Here is a 19,541-nt window from a genome sequence, read left to right as displayed (position 1 = left end):
TTTGTTTTGCTTTTGTATTATCTTGAAGGTTTAATTTACTGCGAAGGACAAATAAGAAAACTTTCATTACTAACTTCGGACTTTTCCAATTTTTAAAAGCTGAAGATACTAGATTACTTTTATTGAGCATTAGCAATGAAAATTTACTTGGTACTTTCTTTACATGAACATATTTAGGTAAATACTGAACTAATGCGTCTTGTTGATTTAATATCATTAAATCAACCTCTATCTTCGAATCCTCTAATTCATATAACAAATTTAATAAACTTTTTTGTGGCCCACCAAAGTTGAAATTATTTACAACAAATAAAACTTTCATAATTTACCCCCTGTGCAAACACTTACTAATTTGCTTGGAATTCTTTTCTATCATTTTTAATATCTTTAATTACATACACGATCCAATACCAATTATTGAAAGCTAATTGAATCAATAATAACGGTAGAATGAGCCAGATCAATTTTGAATTTAAAAATTGAAGAAGTATAACTTGTACAATAACAGTTACGATTGCCGACAATAAAAAGGATTTATGATGTGGTATGAGGTTCTTAGTTGATAAGAAATTCGTAAACAACATCTGATTATTATATAGAAATCTATAAAGCATGATAATAATCATAGGTACTAAACTAAATAAGTGATAATCTGCTCCTAATATATCTAATACTAAGTTGCCCAAAACTAAAAATAATATGAAAGCAACAATAGTAAAGAAACAACTCGTCACTATTGCTTTTCTAAATAAATTAATTAATTCATTAAATCTATTTTTTACTCTAAGATAGTTGAATTTTGATAAGTATGTATTGTAATAAGAGTTAGAAAGCATAATAATTAATGTCACAATTTGATTTATAAATCCAAATTGACCTGAAACCTTTAATGACAAGTAATATGAGCTTAAGATAATCGGAAAATTGATAATCAAATAATTTGATAAAGAAAGCGAGCCTGTTCTTAATGTATTAGGTAAGATAGCCTGGAAAATTTCTTTATCGTATTTAACTTTAATATTATGTTTTGTTTTTTTTCGTTTCATGAGAATAATTATAATAACTGAATGATTGTAACAGGCGATTTACTATCACTGAAATGAAATAAGCTACTGAAACACCTATTAAACCATAGCCTAGAAAAAGCAACACAACTGAAATGATAAGTTGAGTTAGTTTAGTTACTACTAAGATTTGATTATATGTTTTAATTGCTCCAATACCCTTTAAAATCGAATTCCAATAAGAAAAGCTAATATTAAGAACAATCGAAAACATATAAAAAATCCATGCTATTAACATCGTTTTAATATCTATTTGACCACTATTGATATTAAACATGTACCACGTCCCAAAAATGCTAAATAGAATAAATATAATTATTCCCATTGAAGTATAAATAAATTTCACTGTTGATAATACTTTTGAAAAATACGGTATGTTTAATGTTGAATTTTTACTTGTTGCTAGTTCAAACCCTTCACTTTTTACACTGTTAGCGCCTGACCATAAATAGCTTACATTACGAGATATGATGGTTTGAAAGCCAAAATCAATTAGCATTGCCAAACCATATAATGAAGTAAATGTATACCATAACCCTAGCTCAACCGTATTTAAGTAACGAATGATTACTGGAAGAAGGATAATATTTATACCTTGAACCATTAGTAAACTTAAATAGCTCCATGCAACATCTTTTCTCCCGATATTCATAAATTACTCCTTTTTATAACTTATTTTACTATTTAAATAAGCTATTAATAATAAAATCAATATAAAGTTCGTAAAGAATGATGTAAGTATTGTAGCGTTAGACATGAATAGCATTGAGAATTTCAGACAGAAATATGACAAGATATATAACGTAAATACTGACTTAGTTCGAAATACCATCTTATCTAAAAACATTACTACAATAAGTCCAATAACCGAAAAAATAGGAGCTAAGATTGTCCCAAAGTAAAGATAACCTTGGCCTAAGATGGGCACGATTTGGTCAGCAACACCTGTCGTTTTATAAAACATGTCATTAAATGCTATTAATGCACTTTGACTTTGATGGAAAAAATTGTTTATAAAGACAACTGAATGAGTTAAATCACTCATAATTAAATTAAAATCAAATGGTCTTATGACACTACTTGTTTCAATTGAGTGTCCCACATTGATTAAGCCAGAAAAATATAATTGAATATCAGTGTTAAATTCTCTAAAGGACCTGCTGAGTGATAAAGCGATCTCGATCCTATAGTTACATTTGTTTGTTGCTTTAACAATGTAGATACCGAAATAACTAATAAGCTAAGTATCAAAGACGATCCTATAATTAATTTTCTGTACTTATTATAAAGAACTAACAAAGCAAATAATCCTGTTACTAAAGGAATGATTATACTCGATCTACTAGTCCCAGTTATAAATGAGGCAGAAGCTACAATAACTATAAATGATAAAAATAAGTAAATAATGCTATTTTTCTTTTCATAATATTTGTGAATAATATTAAGTATACTTACAGTGAAAACAATTTGAGCTAGCTGAATCAGTAATGCAAATAAAGTGACATTCTCATTAGCAGTATCAGTCTTTAATTTACTAGCCGACCAAATAAATGAATAATTTCCTAAAACTGAAGGTTGACTAATTATAATTAACAACGCAAAAGCTATGAATATCCATCCAAATATATTAGATTGAGATTTAACATTTCTAATTTTTGAATTGTTAGAGTAAAAGTACTTGTGTAATAACGCAAAAATTAGAAACATAGCAATCATTTCATATACCATAAGTAAAACCGCTTTGCTTTGAATATCGATGGATACAGTTGAACCCATTTGGATATCTGAACCATATAAAGCCATTAAAAAAGGTGAAACAACATATCTTAATAGCATAGTAAAGTTAATAATTGTAATTCCTAAGTTATTAAAAATATATCTACTAAATGAAGGAAACACTACAAATAAAAGTACGAATACAAATGGTAAAAGTACTAAATTATTTTGTATATGCTGTGTAGTGACCATATCTAATATGATTGTAATAATAGATGAAATAATTACGAATAATCTATAAAAAAGTGTCATTTTAAAACTTCCTGTTAGCTAATTTTAATAAAATATCTCTTATCTTTTCTTTATTAACAACTAATTCCTTAATTGTAGAATCTAACTCTTCTTTCGAAGCTACTGAAGTTTTACCGCGGTAAATTTTTTCATATACCTGTTCTGGATGAACTTCATTTTCATTCAATAATTCTTCATATAACTTTTCTCCAGGTCTTATACCAGAGAATTTAATTTCAATTTCATCTTCGCTTTTACCACTTAATCTAATTAAGTTACGTGCCAAATCAACAATTTTGACTGGTTCTCCCATATCTAATACGAATACTTCTCCACCTTGGGCTAAAGCTCCGGCTTGTAGAACTAACCTAGATGCTTCAGGAATAGTCATAAAGTACCTTGTCATATCTGGATGTGTAACTGTCACTGGTCCGCCTACTTCGATTTGTTTTTTAAATAAAGGAATAACAGAACCTCTAGAACCTAAAACATTACCGAATCTTACAGCAACAAAATCTGTATATCCGTTTTTATCATTTAAACTTTGAATAATCATTTCTGCTACACGTTTTGAGGCGCCCATTACATTAGGTGGATTAACAGCTTTATCAGTAGAAATCATTACGAATTTTCTTACTCGTGCTTTTTTTGCCGCCACTGCTACATTACGTGTACCTATTACATTGTTGTTAAATGCCTCTTCAGGGTTATACTCCATTAAAGGCACGTGTTTATGTGCAGCAGCATGGTATATTGCGTATGGTTTATAAACATTTACAATTTGCTCAATACGTTCTTTGTTTTGAACATCTGCTATAACTGGTACAATTTCGATACTATCTCCATATGTGTTAGTAAGTTCTTGGTTAATTAGATAGATACTATTCTCACCGTGTCCTAATAGAATGATTCTCTCAGGTTGGAATTTACAAACTTGTCGACAAATTTCTGATCCTATTGATCCCCCAGCCCCAGTTACTAAAATTGTTTGATGTGTCAATTCCTTAGATATCATGGCCATATCTAGCTCTACTGGGTCTCGCCCTAACAAGTCTTCAACTTCAACTTTTTTTAGTTGATTAACTTCCAATTCCCCAGATAATACATCTTCTATGCTCGGCATTTTAAATAATTCAATTCCCGTACTTGTACAAATATCATTAATTTCTTTATATCTTGAAGCGCTGAGTGTAGGTATAGCAATGATAATTCGCTTTATTTTGAATTTATTAGTTAAATAAGGTATATCTTCAATCGTACCTTGTACCTTTACACTATCAGCAATAGTTAATTTACGTTTATCAGGGTCGTCATCTACTGCTAAAATAGGTTCAAGATCCATATCACTTCTTAGCATTTGTCTAATTAAAAGTGATCCGCCACGTCCCGCTCCTACTATTAAAGTAGGTTTTTTCTTAGGCTTATTCCCACCAGTTACATATTTTCTACTTACTCTCCAAAAGATTCTGGACCCACCAATAAGAATTAAATGCATCATCCATGTAATTAAATATAATCTTAAAAATGGTGGATGACCTGAAAAGATTGGCACAATTAAAATAGTAGTAAGTATGGAACATGTTACTGATTCAACTATAAGAGACAGCTCGTTGACACTCGCGTATTCCCAGGCTCTATGATATAAATTAAATAAGTATGCAAAAACATGATGAGAAAGTAGTAATACTATTGCAGATATAATCAAAATATCTGGTGAATAATTTTTAAAATAAGGTTCTAATATTTCATAACAAACAAATATTGAAAAGAAAACTATCAAAGAATCTATAATTAATAAAATAATCAGACGCTTTCTTGCATTTAATTTATCCACGTCTATATCTCCCTCCCATTCTCAAAAACACTAAAATAGACCGAAAAACTTTTTATTTTTGTAATTCTGAGTTGGTTGCTTCTTAGATACATCTAAGTTCTTAACTACAGATTCTGAATTCTTCATAAAATCTTCTAAATCTATTCCTAAGTCTTTTAATTTTTTATTTTCAAAAATACTTTTCATTTTAAAAGGTCGTACAGTTTCATGATGTGCATCTGAAGCAATAAAATGTGTTAAATGATTCTCTATCATTTGTATAGAAATCTTCTGTAATTTTTTACCATTACCCCCGGATAAAGAAGATGAAGTTAATTGACTTAATGCGCCTGCTTTAACAAGTTGATAAAGTTTGTCTAAATCTTGTGCAATCCCTTTATTTCTCTCAGGATGGGCAATAATTGGCACGTACCCTTCAGATAACAATTCATAAAATAATCTTTCAGTGTAATGAGGAACACCATTCGAGGGAAGTTCAATCAATAAATACTTAGAATGATTTAAGCTCAAGATATTCCCTTTTTCTATTTCTGCCAGAATTTGATCAGTTATTCTAATTTCTTGTCCAGGATAGATTTTGATTCCTAATTGTTGTACCTCTTCCATGGATCTAAGTTCCTCAATTTTATTTAAAACTTTTTTACGCTCATTATTAAAAACCGGACTTAAGTGATGCGGTGTGGCAATGATCTCGTTCACACCTTCCGACTTTGCTTGTTTTAATAATTGAATTGCATCTTCTCTGTTCTTAGGTCCATCATCCACATCGATTAAAATATGATTGTGTATATCTATCATTGTTATTCCTCTTCTCCATAGTAAGAATAATAACTTGATGATTTGTCTCTTGGAGTTTTATTTAAAACTGCACCGATAATTTTTCCATCTGCTTTCTCAATAAGTGATTTAGCCTTTTTCACTTCATATTTATTGTTTTTTTCCGCATCAATAACAATAATTGCATCTTTAACATATTGTAAAAACACTTGCGCATCTGTCACTGTATTAACAGGTGGTGTATCAATTAATACAAAATCGTATCTTCTTAATAATTCATTGTAAATTTCATAGAATCTGTCAGAATCTATCAATTCTGAAGGATTAGGTGGTATCGGTCCTGATGTAAGTAAATCTAAATTTGGAACCCTAGTTGATCTGATAGCTTTGTCGTAATCCGATTTACCAATAATCAAATTTGATAATCCGTCATAATTTGCTTCTTCGAAAATATAATTTTGAGTTGGTTTACGCATATCACCATCAATAATTAAAGTCCTATACCCAGCTTGAGCATAAGTCGTTGCGATATTAGCTGAGACAATACTCTTACCCGCTGCCGGTTTTTCAGAGGTAACGATGATACTTACAATTTCATCTTTAGCTCTAGAAAACATAATATTAGAACGAATACCTCTAAATTTTTCACTAATAATTGATTTGGGTTTATCATTAACAAAAAGTGGTTGTTCAAGTTTTTTTCTTTTTTCAGCCATCATTATTCTCCTTATTTAATTTTTTGGATAGAACCTAGTACAGGAACACCAAGTTCTTTTTCAACATCTTCTTCAGTTCTAATACGCTTATCAAAGATTTCTCTTAAGGCTGCTATAATAATTGCTAAAACTAAACCTAAAATAAGTCCTGCAAATAAGTTCATTATTGTTCTAGGTGAAACTTTCTCTGCGGTACCATTAGCTTTAGAAAGTATAGAAACATTATCTACACTCATGATATCTGGCACATCTTTACTAAACACTTTAGCCACATCATTTGCAATTTTTTCAGATTCTTTTTCACTTTTGCTTCTAACTCCAACATTAAGTATTTGAGAGTCCGCTTCAGTATTGACGTCAATCATTTTAGATAACTTATCCGCTGAGTAGTCTTTATTTTCTTTGGCAACATCATCTAATATTCGTGGACTTTTAATAATTTCTGCATATGTATTAACTAACTGAATGTTACTTTGTACTTCTTGAGCCATCATTTTAGATTCTTTTTCTTTTTGGCTCACTAAAATTTGAGTAGATGCTTCATATTTAGGTTTAGCTAAAAAGAATGTAAAAATGGCACTTAAAATTAAAAAAATCAAAGGAATAATCACTAAAAGTTTCCAATTTTTCTTAATAATCTCCCAAACTCTCATTAAATCTAAAGTATTTTCCATATTAACCTCCAAACAATTTCCTTTTAAATGTTTGTTTAATTAAACCGCTATTCTGAAAATTTGGGATTTAATTAAACTAGCAATTACAAATGTAAGTTATTATCTTTATAAAAATGTTTTATTCTCGTAATCACCTTATTTCATTAATACTATACTTAAATTTCAAAGGAACTTTTAATTAATTGTAAATTTCATGTAAATTACATAATAAAACATGGCACCATACTTAAATTTAAGTTATAGATAAAAAAATGCCCAATTAATCCATTTTTGATTAATTGGGCTTATAGGTTACATTATATATTAATTAGTTAAGTTTTTGTATATTGCTATACACATTTATTTAATATTTTTAAACACTAAGAATAAAGTGGTTTTATACTATTTCTATAATTCTGCATTAGACATACTATGTTTCTCAATTTGATTGCGCTTAATCAGTTTAAAACCTGCAAATCCTCCAACTACTAGTGCGACTACTACTGAAACGCCAATAATAATATTTCTAGTCATGACTTATTCACCTAATCCTTTCTTAAATTCTGTCAATTTTGTAAAGCTATATTTCAGCTTTAATATATACATATATTTACCCTAAAATAAAAAAATGAGACAAATCTTGTTGGATTTTGCCTCATCTCTTAAATATTGTTATTAACTTTAAGGTTTAATTTTAGTATTCGATGTTTGGTGCTTGGTTTACGTGATTTTGATATTTTTTGAAACCGTAGTATGCTACGCCAGCTAATGCTAAAATGACTGCTAATTTTTTCATTAATAACACTCCTTTCTTAGTTGCATAGTATGAACATGTAAGCTGTTCAAGTCTTTAGTACTATTATACACATTTTAAAGTTAATTTTAAAAATTTCAAATTCATATGATATTAATTCTATGAGAATATATTTCATAGCCAACTCCATTTGAGTCAATAACAACTTTCTTATAGTCCATTAGGATGATTTTTCATCTACTATATTGTGTAATTATCTGAACTGAGTATAATAATTATATCAAACAAACAACATTTTAAGGAGAAGCAAAAAATGGCAAAATTATTATACATTACAGCTCATCCGTTAGATGAACTTGTATCAAACTCAATGGCAGCAGGTAAAGCTTTCATCGAATCTTATCAAGACAATCACTCAGATGATGAAGTTAAACATATCGACTTATTCACTGAAGATATCCCTTATATTGATAAAGATGTATTAACAGGTTGGGGTAAAGCAGCTAAAGGCGAAGAACTTACTTCAGAAGAAAGTAAAAAGGTAACTCGTCTTGGAGCAATTCTTGACGAATTCTTAGAAGCAGATAAATACGTTTTCGTAAGCCCAATGTGGAATTTATCCTTCCCTCCTGTTTTAAAAGCATACATCGATGCTATTGCAGTAGCAGGTAAAACGTTTAAATACACTGCTGAAGGCCCTCAAGGTCTATTAACTGATAAAAAAGTACTTCATATTCAATCTAGAGGCGGCTATTATAGTGAAGGCCCAACCGCAGAAGTTGAATCTGGAGATCGTTATTTAAGAAATATTATGACATTCTTAGGCGTTCCTTCTTATGAAACAGTGATTATTGAAGGTCATAACGCTGAACCTGAAAAAGCTGAAGAAATCAAATTAGCTGGTGTTGAAGAAGCTAAGGACTTAGGTAAAACATTCTAATATATTCATTAAAAAATTCTCAGGTGCGCACATGCGTATCTGAGAATTTTTTACTTTTAGCAACATCACTATTCATTACCTATCTTCACCGGAGTCATCGACTTGTTGCACTGCTTTATCAATCGCATCTGAAAAGCGATACATGACAGGTGACCAGTTACTTCTTTTATTTCTAGAATTTGGCGAAAGTTTCTCGTTCACAAATAAGGATTTTCTTAAAGCCGTTGTTAATTCGAGCTGAACACCTTTACCCTTTATATTCTCATTAACAAAATTCTCTTTTAAATCGCCACCTAAATAGGATGGGGCAATTTTTACGACAAAATGATGTTTAACTAATTGCTTTTTAATGGCTTCTTTTAAAGGTGTATCTAATCCGCCTAAATAAATGACAGGTTGATTTCCCTTAGCACCATGAATCGACACAGTAAAGTCTTTAGATTTCACCATATTTAATAATGTTGGATCGTTGTAATGTGCCGATGTGACGTGTAAATCTTCTGCATGTTTCTTTCTTAAAACTGTAAATGAGTAATAATCATAGTGATTATCATTAGCGATTAACTTGGTTAATTCTGTAGTTCCCGCTTCTATATTTCCACCATGAGGCGCTATAACAAGAACGTTACTCCCCACTTTTCTAACTTCTTTCTTCCAATCCACACCTTTTTTCGTATGTTTAAATAATTGCGTCATAGAATGAAAATGATCTTTATGATGTACATCTTCTTGAGCTGGCTCAGAAGGTTCTAAATTTACTACTGACTCTCTTCCTTTTTCATCATCATGACCAGCAATCAGTGGTATGTGATGTAGTTTAGAATGATGTAATGTTGAATGATTGGATTCTTGTTTATTAGTGCATGCATATGCTAATCCTAAAACTAGAATAACTGTGCTAATAAGTATTAATATTTTCTTTTTGCTTAAGGTACTCAGTGATGTTCTCTTTTTCAAAATCAAATATTTCCCTTCATATATTTATAAATCTAAAAGTTTAAATTCTTGATATTAGAATATTACGCTTCTTCCATTTATAAATATAAAAAATAATAGAGCTAACGAAATCATCCTTTAGCCCTATTATGACAATACTGTTATATGATTGTTATGTTAAAATTTTAAAAATGAATTTATTCAAACTAAATTTATTTTTCCGGATAAATATTGTGAATACTTGTATATAATGCATCAACAAATGACTGCATCAACGGCGTCCAATTGTTCTCATTAGTACGATTCTTAGTATTTGTATCTCCATTATTGAAGAAAGCCTTTCTTAAAGCAGTCGTCAATTCTAATTGAACACCTGTAGTTCCATCTTGTCTATTAATAAAGTTTTTATCATTTTGACCACCAAGATACGCAGGTGGTACTAAAACTTTGAACCCGCGACTTTTTAATTGAGCTTCAATCTCATCTCTTAATGCGGAATCTGGTCCTCCTAGATATACAATCTGTTCAGTACCAGCTGCACCGTGAATTGAAATAGTGGCAGTACGGTTTTCTATCATTTGGTTGAGCGTTGCATCATCATAATGCGTAGAAGTCACATGTAAATCAGAATTATTTTTAGATCTCATCGCTTCAAATGAGAAATAGTCATAATCTCCTTTATTAGCCAATGCCTTCGTTACCTCAGTCGTACCCTGTTCTATATTTCCACCATGTGGTGCTACAATCAGTACTTTCGTTCCATTATCTCTTGTTTCTTTTTTCCAATCTACCCCTTCAACTGTCTGATTTTCAAGTTCCGTCATAGATTGATATTTATCTTTTTTACGTTCAACCGGTGCTGTACCAATTTCATCTTGTTTACTATCTATTGGAACTGTGGTTGTCGGCGGTGTCGTTGGTTTAGTATTTGTAGTAGATGGTGTATGAGTTGTAGATGTCTTAGGTTGTGTTGATGTTGACGTAGTTTTTGTTGTAGATTTTGTCGTCGTTGTTAATGTTGTGGGTTTGGTTGTTGAAGACTTAGTTGATGCTGATGTAGATGGCTTTGTTGTCGATGTGGTTGGCTTTTTAGTTGTACTCGTACCGGTTGTACTTGGATGTGTTGTAGTTGATTTACTAGGTACTTTTGTATGGCTTGTTGTTCCGCTCTTACTACTTGAAGTTGACTTAGATGTACTTTTCTTTGCAGTTGACGTCGTCGTAGGTTTCTTCGTCGTTGTTGAAGTTGATTTCTTAGTTGTAGAAGTTGATGCTTTTGTTGGTGTTGTAGTTTTAGCTTTTGATGTTGTAGACGAAGTTTTTGATGATTTCGTAGTAGTAGAACGTTTGGTTGTCGTAGATGTTTGAGTATGTGTGCCTGACTTAGAGGATTTCGTTTTGCTTGTAGAAGTCGTCGGTGCTTTAGTAGCAGTTGTATTCACTCTTTGGCTTGTAGATTGCTTTGTAGATGCTTTCGTTACAACTGGTTTAACATTTTTAGTGGTTTGTTTGGTAGGTGTAACTTTCTTTGTAGTTTGAACTTTACTTGTATATTGAACAGGTTTAACTACTTTTGGTGTTAATTTTGTAGTTTTAGTTGTCGTACTTTTCCCACTTGTCGATGTACGATTTGGTTGTGAATAGCTCGAATGCGTACTTGCGTGTGCTTGAGTTCCCATTGCTCCAAACGCGCCTAATCCAAATAATGCAGTAACTGCCCCTAGTGATAGTTTTTTTATTGAAAAGGCACGTGTAAGTCCTATTATTTTCATTTACATTTCCCCTTTAATATTGATTAACATAAAACAATAATATACTAATTTTTTATAAAAGCAACAATTTTTATTTGGTTGCACTCAGCATTTAAAACATTCTATAAAATACTTTATTCTTCACATTAATCAACTTTCCTTACATTATTGAAAGATATCTCTAAAGGAATTGAATCCCTTCTATTATTTATATAACCTAGATACAGATGAGTAAACGAGGAGGGAATTAAATATGGGTATAGGCGTTTTAAGCTGTATTTTATTACTTATACTTTTAATACCAGTCGGTTTTGTTGCATTAGTCATTCATCTTGTAAGAAAGCATATTCATTAATACCCATTTATATATTAAATGATTATAAAAGAAGCTGAGACGCTTCATTAATATGCTCTCTTAAATGTCTACTTTGTAGAGAGCACATCACACATTTAGTCTCAGCTTTCCTAGTCTTCTTTTAAATGTTCAATTGTTTTGAAACCTTCACGATAATTCGCTAATTCTTCCATAATTGCGTACCAATCATTTCCTACTTTCTGCTTTGTACGATGGAACAAGTCGTCTTGAGCTTTATTTAATTTACGAATCAATGCATCGCCCTTGTCCGTAGAATATAATTTCTTCACTCGTCGATCGATTTCAGACGTTTCTTCAATAATTAATCCTTCTTCTTTCAATTTACGTAGCGTACCATGCGATCCTTGTTTAGATATTTCTAGTGTGATCAATAATTCTTTAATGGTAATTCCGGGTAACTTATTTATGAAGAATAAAAAACGATGGTGTTGACGACTCATACCATATTCTTCAATAATTTCATCTGCTGTGGTGATAAAAGTTTTGTACGCAAAATAAAATAGCATGTGTTCATAATCATTTTTATTCATCGTCATCTTTACTCTTTCCCTTCCGTCCGTTACCGTTATTATAATAAATTTTGGATATTACGTCATCATTTATAAAAGGAGTTAATTTGAAATATAGGTCAAGTTAGTTGACGTTATTTTAGAAAAGGTTTATCGTTTAAGTGGAATAAAAATACAATACAAAGGTGGAATTGAATATGAAACAACGCGTAGGACAATATTTAATGGACGCAGTTTACGCAGCCGGAGTTGACAAAGTCTTTGGTGTGCCGGGAGATTTCAACCTAGCCTTTTTAGACGATATCATTTCTCATGATCATATAGAATGGATTGGTAATACAAATGAATTGAATGCAAGTTACGCAACAGATGGTTATGCACGTATAAACGGATTAGGTGCAATGGTAACAACATTTGGAGTTGGTGAACTTAGTGCAGTTAACGGCATTGCAGGTTCATACGCAGAACGTGTACCAGTCATTGCCATTACTGGAGCACCTACTCGCGCAGTAGAAGAAGCAGGTAAATTTGTCCACCATTCACTTGGTGAAGGTACATTTGATGATTATCGTAAAATGTTTGAACCTATTACAACTGCACAAGGTTATATCACACCTGAGAATGCTACTACTGAAATTCCAAGATTAATCAATGCTGCAATACAAGAACGTCGCCCAGTACATTTACACTTACCTATCGATGTAGCATTAGCTGAAATTGAAGTTTCAGAAACTTTTCAACCTGAAGCATTACCACAACAAGATGTTCAAAAATATGTAAACATGATTGAAGATAAACTCAAATCAGCATCACAACCACTTATTATTGCAGGTCATGAAATTAATAGTTTCAACTTGTATGAAGAGTTAGAAGAAATTGTAGATCGTACGAATATACCTGTTGTTCAATTATCATTAGGTAAAGGCGCATTTAATGAAGAAAACCCTCATTATATAGGAATATTCGATGGCGAAATTGCTGAAGATAAGATTAAAGAATATGTAAACAATAGTGATGCTATTTTAAATATTGGTGCTAAATTAACAGACTCAGCCACAGCTGGTTTCTCTTATCAATTCGATATTGATGACGTCGTAATGATCAATCACAAGAACTTCAAGATGAATGACACTGTTGCAAATGATGTCACATTACCTAGCTTAGTACATGCATTGAAGGGTCTTAATTTTAAAAATGAAAACGACTACCCTCAATACGAAAGACCACAAGCACACAATTATGAACTTAATAATCAACCATTAACTCAAGAAACGTACTTCAACATGATGCAAGATTTCATACAACTGGATGATGTCTTAATTGCAGAACAAGGTACCTCATTCTTTGGTGCATATGATTTAGCATTGTATAAAGACAATACGTTCATCGGACAACCATTATGGGGTTCAATTGGTTATACATTACCTGCTACATTAGGTACACAAATTGCTAATCCACATCGTAGAAACGTCTTACTCATTGGTGATGGTTCTCTACAATTAACAGTACAATCACTATCTACAATGATTCGCCAAGACTTGAAACCAATTATCTTTGTCATCAACAATGATGGTTATACTGTTGAAAGAATGATACACGGTATGAAAGAACCATACAATGACATTAAGATGTGGGATTATAAAGCATTACCTGCTGTATTCGGTGGAGACAATGTGGCAGTCCATGATGTAAACAATTCAGAAGAATTAATGCAAGCATTTGAAGATATTAAAGCGCGTAATGATCGTATGCATTATGTAGAAGTGAAAATGGCTGTTGAAGATGCGCCTACTAAACTTAGCGAAATTGCCAAAGCGTTTGCATCTCAAAATAAATAACTCGTGCGAAAATTAAAACCTATAGAATGATTGCAAAATCAATGCCCTCCTATCAGTTCTTTGATAAGAGGGCATTTTATCTATATGATTTATTAAATTGTTAAACTACTGAATTACTCAGTAAATTGTGTGATATCTTCTAAGATTTGTTCTGCAGCGATTAATCCACGATGTTTAGCCCATGTTTCACGGTTAACTTCATGAACTCTATTGTTTTTAACTGCATCTAATTGATTCCATGCATCAGACTCTTTAAAGTTGTTGAAATCTTTTTGATTATCTTCATCTACCATAACAATGAGTCGTTCTGGGTTTACATCTGCAACTTTGCTAATTGGTAATTTATGATAATCTGCACCCATATATTCAGGTAAGTCATTTTCATTTTCTTTAGAAATGCCAGCTTTGAAACCAACATCTTCTAGTAATTGACCTACATATGATTTAGAAGCATGAATTACTAAGTCTTGATCTGTAACGACTGCTGCAATTGTAGCAACATCTTTATCTACACGTACTTTAGAACTTAAATCTTTAATTTCTTTTTCGTGGTTATCGATGATCGTTTTACCTTCATCTTGTTTAGAAACGACTTTAGCAATATAATCGAAAGCTTCCTTACTTTCTTTATAATCTGCATCGAAACTTTTCACTAAAACTGTAGGAGCAATTGCATTTAAATCTTCGAAAATGGATTCATGTCTATCCACATCTGCAAAAATGACTTGTGGTTCAGCTTTTTTAATATCATCTACGCTTGGCGTTTGACGATGTCCTACTGATTGATAGTTACCTACATTTTTACGTGTTTCTTCATCTAAATTGTCTTTATTATTATCGTCTGCAATACCAGTTACATTAACATCTAATTTCACTAATGCTTCGGCAAATGAATATTCTAAAGCTACTGCAGATTCAACTTTATCAGGGACTTGTACTGTACCAACATTTTGTTTAATTTCTTTAGCCATGCTTAACATTCCTCCCAAAAATTAATGATAAATTCTATAATGTCTAGTAAATAAGGTTACATATTTTTTATGTCCGTTTTAGACGTATTTAAACATTAAAAATTTTAAAGACGAAAAAAAATTGATGACAACGCAAATGGTTTATTGTACAATTTATTGTACAATAATAGTGGTGAAGGAGGATGAGGACATGCCATCCATAAATTATTCCAATGCACGTCAAAATTTTAAAAAACTGATTTCTAAAGTAAACGAAGACAGTGTAACTTACACAATTACAACGAAAGAAGATAAGAATGCTGTCATTCTGGCTGAAAAAGATTACAATGCAATTCTAGAAACAATGTATCTTCAGTCTAATCCGGCTAATGTGTCTCACCTGAACAAATCTATTCAAGAATTAAACCAAAACGATACGATTACAGTTGAGATTGATGAAAATGAATAAACTTAATGTGACTTTTACAACTCGAGCATTTAAAGATTATCAATTTTGGCAACTACATAATCTAGGAAATTTTAAAAAAATTAATACTTTACTTAAAAGTATCGCGCGAGATGGTTGCATCGGGGGTATAGGGAAACCGGAAGCGCTAAAAGGCAATTATGAGGGTTATTATAGTAGGAGAATCACGATTGAACATCGGTTAGTATACAAAATAAAGAATGATTCTATTTTTATAGTGTCTTGTAGATTTCATTACCTATAATTGCAATCGTTTCGCGTGAAACAGTCAGCTATTGATATTCAAATTTATAAATATTAATGAAGCATGAGTGCTATATAGTCATTTACTTTAATAATTAAAATGTTTATATTTAAAGTAAATAAAAATAAAGGGGCTATAATACATATGAATTTGATTAATCAATCTAAAAATCCTTATGCATTTAAAGAAGTTTCTGATAATGAAACGACCATCGCTATGGTGATTTGGTTATTATCATTTTTCACTTCTTTTCTTGGACCGCTCATTATTTGGGCAATAAAAAGAGAAGATTCTGCATTTATTGATCAACAAGGTAAAAATTATCTTAATTTCTTAATTAGTTATCTCATATATACAGTGATTGCAGCTATTTTAGTTTTTCTACTCATTGGCGTCTTATTATTATTCATCCTTAGTATAGTTATAGTTGTCTATTCAATTATTGCAATCGTCTTTGTCTTAAAAGGACAAGATTATGTTGTCCCTTTCACAATAGAAATCATTAAATAAATCAAAATCACGCTTGAACGTAAGAACGTTCTAGCGTGATTCTCTATTATCTATAAACTTTTATCATCTAAGAACTCTTTATCAATGACGTCTTTAGTTATTTCTTGCAATCTTTCTTTAGTCATATTTGCCCCATTGACATAGTGTAATCCATGTTTTTCGGCTAATTGATTTGTGTAATCATGTAAAGGATATACTTTGAAATCTCTCTTAGAGTTCTTGTCATATAAATTGGCTAATTCATAATGATTCACCATACTTCTCCATTTTACGTTTTCCACTTTAACGCCTTTAGGATTTTTCACTAATTTAAAATTGAGACGACCTAATAAATCATTACTTTCATTTCCTGTAGCTTGACCATTTAAGAAATTTCCCAGGGAATAAGCGACAAGTGTTTTATTTCCATCTTTACCTTCAACCCATTTAACTGGCTCTATCACATGTGGATGCATGCCTAACACAACATCTACACCAGCATCAGCGAAGACTTTAGCATATTTTTCCTGCGTTTTGTTTTGTTTATGTTGTCCTTCATTACCCCAGTGCGCAGATACAATCACTGCATCACTATGTTTTTTAGCCTCTTTAACATCCTTTTTAATTTGTTCCTCATCAAATGTTTTGATTGTATACGGATGTGGAGGTTTAATACCATTTGTACCAAACGTATAACTTAACATTGAAACTTTTATTCCATTAACTGTCTTCGTCGGAATGTTATCATGTGCCTCTTGAGAGTTAAAAATGCCAGTAAATAATACTTTATCTTTAAATTTCTCCCAAGTATGTATATTATTATTTACGCCCGATTCTCCTTGATCAATGGCATGGTTGTTAGAGCCATTTACAAAGTTAAAACCTGTATCGACTAAATCTTTAGCGATACTACTAGGCGTATTAAAACGTTTAAAACCATGATATGGCCGATCGTCCCCACCTAAAGGGGATTCTTGATTTACATATGCTATATCTGCATCTTGAATATCTTTTTTTACAGGTTCATACATAGGTTTAAAGTTAAAACTATCTTGCCCTGTTTTAGCATCATTATAGACTTCGGGATGTATTAAGTTATCTCCTACCGCTACGACAGATGCCTCGGTATCTAAATCAGTCGCAAGTGCTAATCCACTTACGAATAAAAATGCCAAAAAGAATATAATTGTAGATATATAATATTTCAACAATAGTTATCGCTCCTATTGAAAAGATTTTATACTTAAAATTTATGAACTTAGCACTTTTATTTTATACTTTGCTAGATTTGAAAACAATATAATCTAGTGTATTTTAACTTTTCTATCTATTTTTACATTAAATTAATATATCGAAAAACATAAAACGCTTTATTTGATAAAATAGTTATAGATTAAATTAACTTAAAAGGAGTGATTAAAATAGTTCTACTTTTCAAAAGCATAATCATGTTAGCAGTGACCTATTTATTCAAATTAACTCCCCCGACACAACGTAACAAAACGTATGGATTTCGAACTAGAAAAGCTTTACGTAATGATGAAAATTGGGCAAAAGCTCAAAAATTATTCACCCTATATAGTTTCCAAATTTATAAGAAAGTGATACTCATTGCGTTACCTTGGACCATTCTTGATATTTACTTAATTATCAATTTAAGTCAATTAGAATATTGGCTGATTATTTCAATCATTGTAGAAACCATTGTTGTTTCAATTCTGTTGTATTGGTTAGTTTTCAAGGTGAATAGAAATATCTAAATTTAAACCCCCGTGTCATTCATTCAAAGACATGGGGGTATTGAATATATTTTAGATGCTTCCTTTAGGTTTAAACTTCCACTAATTTACGAACCACTCTATCGCTGTTTTAATCGCTTTGTCCCAATATGCGTAATTATGTTCGCCAGGACTTTCTTCAAATGTATATGGGATTCCCTTTTCATCTAAATAATGAATAAACTCTAAATTATCCTGATATAAGAAATCTTCAGTTCCACACATAACAAGCAATTCAGGAATATCAGCATTCGACGCTATAGCTCGATTAAGGAGGTAATATGTATCTAATTCTGTTCCCGTAATATCGGTATTCTCTCCTGTGATAGATTTGGCGGAAAAGTCTATCCAATCTATATCAATAAGATGTTGTGCTTGAAATACTGCAGATAATGGTGCTGCTTTGGAAAACTTATGGGGTTGAGTCAGCGCAAACTTAATTGTACCGTACCCTCCCATAGAATGACCTGCAATAAAGTTATCTTCACGTTTCTTTGAAAGTGGTAAAATCTGATGCACGTAATCGTATATTTCTAAAATATAATCATAATAACTATGGCCGTATGCCATATTAGCGTATGCACTGTGATCTACATTCGGCATAATAATAGCGAGTTGATGTTCATTGGCATATCGTTCAATACTCGTATATCTAATATACGTCGTTTCATCACTCGACAAACCATGTAAAAGTAAAAGTGTTTTAAGTTGTTTAGGAGAATTGGAGCTATCAAAGTATGTTGTGTCCTCCGGTAAGATGACTGTTAAATTTTGATGCATTCCTATTGTCGGTGAACTATAATTTAATGTCATTAAAGCCATATGCTTCACTCCTTAATTCATATTCTTCTTTATTTTACCTTACTTTTCTTTATTTCACAGAAAAACCCGAGCACTAAGGCCCGGGTCTAAATCAAATATTTAGTGTTCATCTTTTCTATTTCTACGTTTGTTTCCGAATAAGAATAAAGAACCTAATAAGGCTAACAATCCTCCAAATAATGTACCGTTATGTGTACTATCATCATTACCAGTATCTGGTAAACCTTTCTCTTTAGCATGATGGCTGTGATGATTTGTTTCATGATGTGTTGGTGTTGAGTAATCTTGATGAGATGGTGTACCTGGTGTCTCATGGTGAGAGTCGGAATCACTGTCTGAATCGGAATCGCTGTCTGAGTCCGAGTCGCTGTCTGAGTCCGAGTCGCTATCTGAATCGGAATCGCTGTCTGAATCTGAATCACAATCTGAGTCTGAGCCACAATCTGAGTCTGAACCACAATCTGAGTCTGAGTCACAATCTGAGTCTGAACCACAGTCGGAATCTGAATCACAGTCTGAGTCTGAGCCACAGTCTGAGTCTGAGCCACTATCCGAATCGGAGTCGCTATCTGAGTCGGAGTCGCTATCTGAATCCGAGTCACTGTCTGAATCTGAG

Annotated in this window: 23 protein-coding genes and 1 pseudogene; 6 read left to right on the top strand and 18 right to left on the bottom strand. The window is 31.7% G+C overall.

Features of this window, described 5'->3' with window-relative positions; all coding sequences use genetic code 11:
* The 11 genes and pseudogenes from HMPREF3264_RS12720 to HMPREF3264_RS01000 form a co-directional block, all read right to left on the bottom strand.
* A pseudogene (locus HMPREF3264_RS12720) lies at positions 1-322 on the bottom strand (hypothetical protein); the annotation flags it as partial.
* Between the two features lie 25 nt (positions 323-347).
* The gene (locus HMPREF3264_RS01035) at positions 348-1,046 is read right to left on the bottom strand and encodes a polysaccharide biosynthesis protein (protein WP_070871640.1); all 699 of its coding nucleotides are present in this window, start codon (positions 1,044-1,046) and stop codon (positions 348-350) included.
* Entirely contained in the window at positions 1,021-1,716 is a 696-nt protein-coding gene (locus tag HMPREF3264_RS01030) for an MATE family efflux transporter (protein WP_070871639.1), read from the bottom strand. Before HMPREF3264_RS01030 ends, HMPREF3264_RS01035 begins: the two co-directional genes overlap by 26 nt.
* A 3-nt stretch (positions 1,717-1,719) precedes the next feature.
* A complete protein-coding gene (locus HMPREF3264_RS12555; RefSeq protein ID WP_141764419.1) occupies positions 1,720-2,166 on the bottom strand; it encodes a hypothetical protein in 447 nt (148 codons plus the stop codon).
* Positions 2,167-2,171: 5 nt separating this feature from the next.
* Positions 2,172-3,092, bottom strand: a complete 921-nt coding sequence (locus tag HMPREF3264_RS01025) for a hypothetical protein (RefSeq protein WP_070871638.1) — start codon at positions 3,090-3,092, stop codon at positions 2,172-2,174.
* A gap of 1 nt (position 3,093) precedes the next feature.
* Complete coding sequence (locus HMPREF3264_RS01020) at positions 3,094-4,905, bottom strand: polysaccharide biosynthesis protein (protein ID WP_070871637.1); 1,812 nt, start codon at positions 4,903-4,905, stop codon at positions 3,094-3,096.
* A gap of 30 nt (positions 4,906-4,935) precedes the next feature.
* A complete protein-coding gene (locus tag HMPREF3264_RS01015) occupies positions 4,936-5,703 on the bottom strand; it encodes a tyrosine-protein phosphatase (protein WP_070871636.1) in 768 nt (255 codons plus the stop codon).
* 2 nt (positions 5,704-5,705) lie between these two features.
* Positions 5,706-6,401, bottom strand: coding sequence for a polysaccharide biosynthesis tyrosine autokinase (locus tag HMPREF3264_RS01010; protein WP_002444585.1), 696 nt, complete (start codon positions 6,399-6,401; stop codon positions 5,706-5,708).
* A gap of 8 nt (positions 6,402-6,409) precedes the next feature.
* Positions 6,410-7,072 (bottom strand): Wzz/FepE/Etk N-terminal domain-containing protein, encoded by a 663-nt coding sequence (locus tag HMPREF3264_RS01005; RefSeq protein ID WP_002444587.1) that lies wholly within the window; start codon positions 7,070-7,072, stop codon positions 6,410-6,412.
* 387 nt (positions 7,073-7,459) lie between these two features.
* Positions 7,460-7,585 carry a hypothetical protein gene (locus tag HMPREF3264_RS12875; RefSeq protein WP_002444589.1) on the bottom strand — a complete coding sequence of 42 codons (126 nt, stop codon included), beginning with the start codon at positions 7,583-7,585 and terminating at the stop codon, positions 7,460-7,462.
* Positions 7,586-7,745: 160 nt separating this feature from the next.
* Positions 7,746-7,847, bottom strand: a complete 102-nt coding sequence (locus HMPREF3264_RS01000) for an SE2200 family small protein (protein WP_002444590.1) — start codon at positions 7,845-7,847, stop codon at positions 7,746-7,748.
* Between the two features lie 271 nt (positions 7,848-8,118).
* Here HMPREF3264_RS01000 and HMPREF3264_RS00995 point away from each other — a divergent pair, with 271 nt between their 5' ends.
* The gene (locus HMPREF3264_RS00995; RefSeq protein ID WP_070871635.1) at positions 8,119-8,745 is read left to right on the top strand and encodes an FMN-dependent NADH-azoreductase; all 627 of its coding nucleotides are present in this window, start codon (positions 8,119-8,121) and stop codon (positions 8,743-8,745) included.
* 75 nt (positions 8,746-8,820) lie between these two features.
* Here the strand turns inward: HMPREF3264_RS00995 and HMPREF3264_RS00990 are convergent, their stop codons facing one another.
* The 3 genes from HMPREF3264_RS00990 to HMPREF3264_RS00980 form a co-directional block, all read right to left on the bottom strand.
* Positions 8,821-9,702, bottom strand: a complete 882-nt coding sequence (locus tag HMPREF3264_RS00990) for a poly-gamma-glutamate hydrolase family protein (protein ID WP_256323945.1) — start codon at positions 9,700-9,702, stop codon at positions 8,821-8,823.
* 191 nt (positions 9,703-9,893) lie between these two features.
* Positions 9,894-11,453 carry a poly-gamma-glutamate hydrolase family protein gene (locus tag HMPREF3264_RS00985; protein ID WP_070871633.1) on the bottom strand — a complete coding sequence of 520 codons (1,560 nt, stop codon included), beginning with the start codon at positions 11,451-11,453 and terminating at the stop codon, positions 9,894-9,896.
* A gap of 444 nt (positions 11,454-11,897) precedes the next feature.
* Positions 11,898-12,344 (bottom strand): MarR family winged helix-turn-helix transcriptional regulator, encoded by a 447-nt coding sequence (locus tag HMPREF3264_RS00980; RefSeq protein ID WP_002444594.1) that lies wholly within the window; start codon positions 12,342-12,344, stop codon positions 11,898-11,900.
* 170 nt (positions 12,345-12,514) lie between these two features.
* On the opposite strand from HMPREF3264_RS00980, the gene HMPREF3264_RS00975 reads away from it, so the two are divergent.
* On the top strand, positions 12,515-14,155 hold the full coding sequence (locus tag HMPREF3264_RS00975; protein WP_070871632.1) for an alpha-keto acid decarboxylase family protein: 1,641 nt from the start codon (positions 12,515-12,517) through the stop codon (positions 14,153-14,155).
* 113 nt (positions 14,156-14,268) lie between these two features.
* On the opposite strand, the gene HMPREF3264_RS00970 is transcribed toward HMPREF3264_RS00975, so the two are convergent.
* Positions 14,269-15,126, bottom strand: a complete 858-nt coding sequence (locus HMPREF3264_RS00970; RefSeq protein WP_070871631.1) for an ABC transporter substrate-binding protein — start codon at positions 15,124-15,126, stop codon at positions 14,269-14,271.
* Positions 15,127-15,316: 190 nt separating this feature from the next.
* Between HMPREF3264_RS00970 and HMPREF3264_RS00965 the strand changes: the two genes are divergently transcribed.
* The 3 genes from HMPREF3264_RS00965 (at position 15,317) to HMPREF3264_RS00955 (ending at position 16,346) form a co-directional block, all read left to right on the top strand.
* Positions 15,317-15,574, top strand: coding sequence for a type II toxin-antitoxin system Phd/YefM family antitoxin (locus HMPREF3264_RS00965; RefSeq protein WP_070830050.1), 258 nt, complete (start codon positions 15,317-15,319; stop codon positions 15,572-15,574).
* A complete protein-coding gene (locus HMPREF3264_RS00960) occupies positions 15,567-15,836 on the top strand; it encodes a Txe/YoeB family addiction module toxin (protein WP_070871630.1) in 270 nt (89 codons plus the stop codon). The genes HMPREF3264_RS00965 and HMPREF3264_RS00960 overlap by 8 nt, the downstream gene beginning before the upstream one ends.
* A 144-nt stretch (positions 15,837-15,980) precedes the next feature.
* Positions 15,981-16,346, top strand: a complete 366-nt coding sequence (locus HMPREF3264_RS00955; RefSeq protein WP_044466382.1) for a DUF4870 domain-containing protein — start codon at positions 15,981-15,983, stop codon at positions 16,344-16,346.
* 50 nt (positions 16,347-16,396) lie between these two features.
* Here the strand turns inward: HMPREF3264_RS00955 and HMPREF3264_RS00950 are convergent, their stop codons facing one another.
* A complete protein-coding gene (locus tag HMPREF3264_RS00950; protein WP_044466381.1) occupies positions 16,397-17,536 on the bottom strand; it encodes a CapA family protein in 1,140 nt (379 codons plus the stop codon).
* Positions 17,537-17,773: 237 nt separating this feature from the next.
* Between HMPREF3264_RS00950 and HMPREF3264_RS00945 the strand changes: the two genes are divergently transcribed.
* On the top strand, positions 17,774-18,085 hold the full coding sequence (locus HMPREF3264_RS00945) for an SdpI family protein (RefSeq protein WP_070871629.1): 312 nt from the start codon (positions 17,774-17,776) through the stop codon (positions 18,083-18,085).
* Between the two features lie 81 nt (positions 18,086-18,166).
* Here HMPREF3264_RS00945 and HMPREF3264_RS00940 read toward each other — a convergent pair whose 3' ends face one another.
* Both HMPREF3264_RS00940 and HMPREF3264_RS00935 read right to left on the bottom strand, forming a co-directional pair.
* On the bottom strand, positions 18,167-18,925 hold the full coding sequence (locus HMPREF3264_RS00940; protein ID WP_070871628.1) for an alpha/beta hydrolase: 759 nt from the start codon (positions 18,923-18,925) through the stop codon (positions 18,167-18,169).
* 99 nt (positions 18,926-19,024) lie between these two features.
* A partial coding sequence (locus HMPREF3264_RS00935) for an LPXTG cell wall anchor domain-containing protein (RefSeq protein WP_141764430.1) occupies positions 19,025-19,541 on the bottom strand: 517 nt, incomplete at its 5' end.

It is taken from the genome of Staphylococcus sp. HMSC62A08 (assembly GCF_001839105.1).
GTDB classification, from domain to species: Bacteria; Bacillota; Bacilli; order Staphylococcales; family Staphylococcaceae; genus Staphylococcus; species Staphylococcus caprae.
This window is presented reverse-complemented; position numbering and strand designations above follow the sequence as displayed.

What these genes read in the sequence shown, in the direction of transcription:
- HMPREF3264_RS01015 (WP_070871636.1), bottom strand. Translation starts at nt 5,703, where the DNA reads ATGATAGATATACACAATCATATTTTAATCGATGTGGATGATGGACCT.
- HMPREF3264_RS00960 (WP_070871630.1), top strand. Translation starts at nt 15,567, where the DNA reads ATGAATAAACTTAATGTGACTTTTACAACTCGAGCATTTAAAGATTAT.
- HMPREF3264_RS01005 (WP_002444587.1), bottom strand. Translation starts at nt 7,072, where the DNA reads ATGGAAAATACTTTAGATTTAATGAGAGTTTGGGAGATTATTAAGAAA.
- HMPREF3264_RS01035 (WP_070871640.1), bottom strand. Translation starts at nt 1,046, where the DNA reads ATGAAACGAAAAAAAACAAAACATAATATTAAAGTTAAATACGATAAA.
- HMPREF3264_RS00955 (WP_044466382.1), top strand. Translation starts at nt 15,981, where the DNA reads ATGAATTTGATTAATCAATCTAAAAATCCTTATGCATTTAAAGAAGTT.
- HMPREF3264_RS12875 (WP_002444589.1), bottom strand. Translation starts at nt 7,585, where the DNA reads ATGACTAGAAATATTATTATTGGCGTTTCAGTAGTAGTCGCACTAGTA.
- HMPREF3264_RS00985 (WP_070871633.1), bottom strand. Translation starts at nt 11,453, where the DNA reads ATGAAAATAATAGGACTTACACGTGCCTTTTCAATAAAAAAACTATCA.
- HMPREF3264_RS00970 (WP_070871631.1), bottom strand. Translation starts at nt 15,126, where the DNA reads ATGGCTAAAGAAATTAAACAAAATGTTGGTACAGTACAAGTCCCTGAT.
- HMPREF3264_RS00965 (WP_070830050.1), top strand. Translation starts at nt 15,317, where the DNA reads ATGCCATCCATAAATTATTCCAATGCACGTCAAAATTTTAAAAAACTG.
- HMPREF3264_RS00995 (WP_070871635.1), top strand. Translation starts at nt 8,119, where the DNA reads ATGGCAAAATTATTATACATTACAGCTCATCCGTTAGATGAACTTGTA.
- HMPREF3264_RS01000 (WP_002444590.1), bottom strand. Translation starts at nt 7,847, where the DNA reads ATGAAAAAATTAGCAGTCATTTTAGCATTAGCTGGCGTAGCATACTAC.
- HMPREF3264_RS01010 (WP_002444585.1), bottom strand. Translation starts at nt 6,401, where the DNA reads ATGATGGCTGAAAAAAGAAAAAAACTTGAACAACCACTTTTTGTTAAT.
- HMPREF3264_RS00980 (WP_002444594.1), bottom strand. Translation starts at nt 12,344, where the DNA reads ATGACGATGAATAAAAATGATTATGAACACATGCTATTTTATTTTGCG.
- HMPREF3264_RS01025 (WP_070871638.1), bottom strand. Translation starts at nt 3,092, where the DNA reads ATGACACTTTTTTATAGATTATTCGTAATTATTTCATCTATTATTACA.
- HMPREF3264_RS01030 (WP_070871639.1), bottom strand. Translation starts at nt 1,716, where the DNA reads ATGAATATCGGGAGAAAAGATGTTGCATGGAGCTATTTAAGTTTACTA.
- HMPREF3264_RS00940 (WP_070871628.1), bottom strand. Translation starts at nt 18,925, where the DNA reads ATGGCTTTAATGACATTAAATTATAGTTCACCGACAATAGGAATGCAT.
- HMPREF3264_RS00975 (WP_070871632.1), top strand. Translation starts at nt 12,515, where the DNA reads ATGAAACAACGCGTAGGACAATATTTAATGGACGCAGTTTACGCAGCC.
- HMPREF3264_RS00945 (WP_070871629.1), top strand. Translation starts at nt 17,774, where the DNA reads ATGTTAGCAGTGACCTATTTATTCAAATTAACTCCCCCGACACAACGT.